At 54.7% G+C, this 3,408-nt stretch carries 2 rRNA genes; both read right to left on the minus strand.

What is annotated here, in order from left to right:
• Nucleotides 1–14: 14 nt before the first annotated feature.
• A 5S ribosomal RNA gene (rrf, locus tag NQ707_RS10405) occupies nt 15–132 on the minus strand.
• A 175-nt stretch (nt 133–307) separates the two neighbouring features.
• Nucleotides 308–3,401, minus strand: a 23S ribosomal RNA gene (locus tag NQ707_RS10410).
• Between the last annotated feature and the right edge of the window lie 7 nt (nt 3,402–3,408).

Here is a 3,408-nt window from a genome sequence, read left to right on the forward strand (position 1 = left end):
CATCAAAAAATGAATCTCGGCGGCGACCTACTCTCCCACACACCTACCGGGTGCAGTACCATCAGCGCTAAGAGCCTTAACTACCGGGTTCGGAAAGGGACCGGGTGTACCCCTCTTGCCATAACCACCGAGAAAAACACGGGCCAACCACCATCCAGGCACCCACCACCAACCCCACCCACCAGGGAAACACCCCCAAGGGTCACGGGTTCATGGTCAGCACCCCACACGGGTTGCTATCCCAAAACCATACAGTGAACACGAACACCAACACACGACCATCAAACAACCATGATCACCATGATGTGTAGATAAGTCTTCGGCCTATTAGTACCAGTCAACTCCACCAGTCTTCAGTCCCGGCTTCCATACCTGGCCTATCAACCCCGTCATCTACAGGGAGCCTCACACCCAACAAAAGGGCAAGGAGAACTCATCTCGAAGCAAGCTTCCCGCTTAGATGCTTTCAGCGGTTATCTCTCCCGAACGTAGCCAATCAGCCATGCACCTGGCGGTACAACTGACATACCAGAGGTTCGTCCGTCCCGGTCCTCTCGTACTAAGGACAGGCCTCCACAATTCTCCAACGCACGCAGCGGATAGGGACCGAACTGTCTCACGACGTTCTGAACCCAGCTCGCGTACCGCTTTAATGGGCGAACAGCCCAACCCTTGGGACCAACTCCAGCCCCAGGATGCGACGAGCCGACATCGAGGTGCCAAACCATGCCGTCGATATGGACTCTTGGGCAAGATCAGCCTGTTATCCCCGAGGTACCTTTTATCCGTTGAGCGACGGCCATTCCACAATGAACCGCCGGATCACTAGTCCCGACTTTCGTCCCTGCTCGACCTGCCAGTCTCACAGTCAAGCTCCCTTGTGCACTTACACTCAACACCTGATTGCCAACCAGGCTGAGGGAACCTTTGGGCGCCTCCGTTACTCTTTAGGAGGCAACCGCCCCAGTTAAACTACCCATCAGGCACTGTCCCTGACCCAGATCATGGGCCGAAGTTAGACATCCAATATGACCAGAGTGGTATTTCAACAACGACTCCACCACCACTAGCGTGATGACTTCACAGTCTCCCACCTATCCTACACAAGCCACACCGAACACCAATACCAAACTATAGTAAAGGTCACGGGGTCTTTCCGTCCTGCTGCGCGAAACGAGCATCTTTACTCGTACTGCAATTTCGCCGAGTTCATGGTTGAGACAGTAGGGAAGTCGTTACTCCATTCGTGCAGGTCGGAACTTACCCGACAAGGAATTTCGCTACCTTAGGATGGTTATAGTTACCACCGCCGTTTACTGGGGCTTAAATTCTCCGCTTCGACCCCGAAGGGCCTAACGAGTCCTCTTAACCTTCCAGCACCGGGCAGGAGTCAGTCCGTATACATCGTCTTGCGACTTCGCACGGACCTGTGTTTTTGATAAACAGTCGCTTCCCCCTGGTCTCTGCGACCCATACACGCTCCCCGGAGCAAGCCCGGTTCACGCTCAAGGTCCCCCTTCTCCCGAAGTTACGGGGGCATTTTGCCGAGTTCCTTAACCATGATTCTCTCGAACGCCTTAGTATTCTCTACCTGATCACCTGTGTCGGTTTAGGGTACGGGCAACTAGAACCTCACGCCGATGCTTTTCTCGACAGCATAGGATCACCGAATCCCCCCACCAAAGGGGGTCCCATCACATCTCAGGCACACGAGGCGCGCATTTAACAACACCCCACCCTACATGCTTAGACCACGACAACCACCGCGTGGCCCGGCTACCTTCCTGCGTCACACCTGTTAACACGCTTACCTCCCTGGCTCAGGCCCCACGCTCCCCACCAGAAGCCACACAAAATGCGGCCACAGTGGTTCGGGTGGTTAGTATCACCAGCTCAGTATGGACGGTCCTTCGTCGGTACGGGAATATCAACCCGTTATCCATCGACTACGCCTGACGGCCTCGCCTTAGGCCCCGACTAACCCAGGGAAGATTAGCTTGACCCTGGAACCCTTGATCATCCGGCGGATACGTTTCTCACGCATCATTCGCTACTCATGCCTGCATTCTCACTCGCATAGCCTCCACCACTCGTTCACACGGCAGCTTCACCGGCCACACGACGCTCCCCTACCCAACAACAAAACGCTGTTGCCACAACTTCGGCGGTGTACTTGAGCCCCGCTACATTGTCGGCGCAGAATCACTTGACCAGTGAGCTATTACGCACTCTTTCAAGGATGGCTGCTTCTAAGCCAACCTCCTGGTTGTCTCAGCAACTCCACATCCTTTCCCACTTAGCACACGCTTAGGGGCCTTAGTTGATGGTCTGGGCTGTTTCCCTCTCGACAATGAAGCTTATCCCCCACTGTCTCACTGCCACGCTAAAACTTACCGGCATTCGGAGTTTGGCAGACGTCAGTAACCCGATAAGGCCCATCAGCCAACCAGTAGCTCTACCTCCAGCAAGCAACACGCAACGCTGCACCTAAATGCATTTCGGGGAGAACCAGCTATCACAGAGTTTGATTGGCCTTTCACCCCTACCCACAGCTCATCCCCTCCATTTTCAACTGAAGTGGGTTCGGTCCTCCACGCGCTCTTACACGCGCTTCAACCTGGCCATGGGTAGATCACTCCGCTTCGGGTCTAGATCCTGCCACTCACACGCCCTCTTCAGACTCGCTTTCGCTACGACTACCCCACACGGGTTAACCTCGCGACAGAACACTAACTCGCAGGCTCATTCTTCAAAAGGCACGCCATCACCCCAAAAGGCTCTGACGGCTTGTAGGCACACGGTTTCAGGTACTATTTCACTCCCCTCCCGGGGTACTTTTCACCATTCCCTCACGGTACTGATCCACTATCGGTCACAAGAAAGTATTTAGACTTACCAGGTGGTCCTGGCAGATTCACACGAGATTTCACGGGCCCCGTGCTACTCGGGAAACAACACCATGCAGCAACCACGGTTTCAGCTACAGGACTCTCACCCTCTACGGCACGCCATCCCAGGCGCTTCGCCTACCGCAACACACCACACCACCAGCCGGTAAGAACTGGCACGCATCACTCCCACAACCCCCATGATGCAACCCCTCACCGGTATCACACACCACAGGTTTAGTCTCATCCGCTTTCGCTCGCCACTACTCACAGAATCATTAGTTATTTTCTCTTCCTGAGGGTACTGAGATGTTTCACTTCCCCTCGTTCCCTCCACACACCCTATACATTCAGGTGCAGGTCACCACCCTTGACAAGTGGCGGGGTTCCCCCATTCGGAAATCCTCGAATCAACGTCCTGTTATCGACTCCCCGAGGCTTATCGCAGATTCACACGTCCTTCATCGGCTTCTTGTGCCAAGGCATCCACCGTGCGCCCTAAACAACTTAGCCACACACA

Source organism: Rothia sp. BD8, from assembly GCF_044878465.1.
In the GTDB taxonomy this organism is placed as follows: Bacteria; Actinomycetota; Actinomycetes; order Actinomycetales; family Micrococcaceae; genus Rothia; species Rothia kristinae.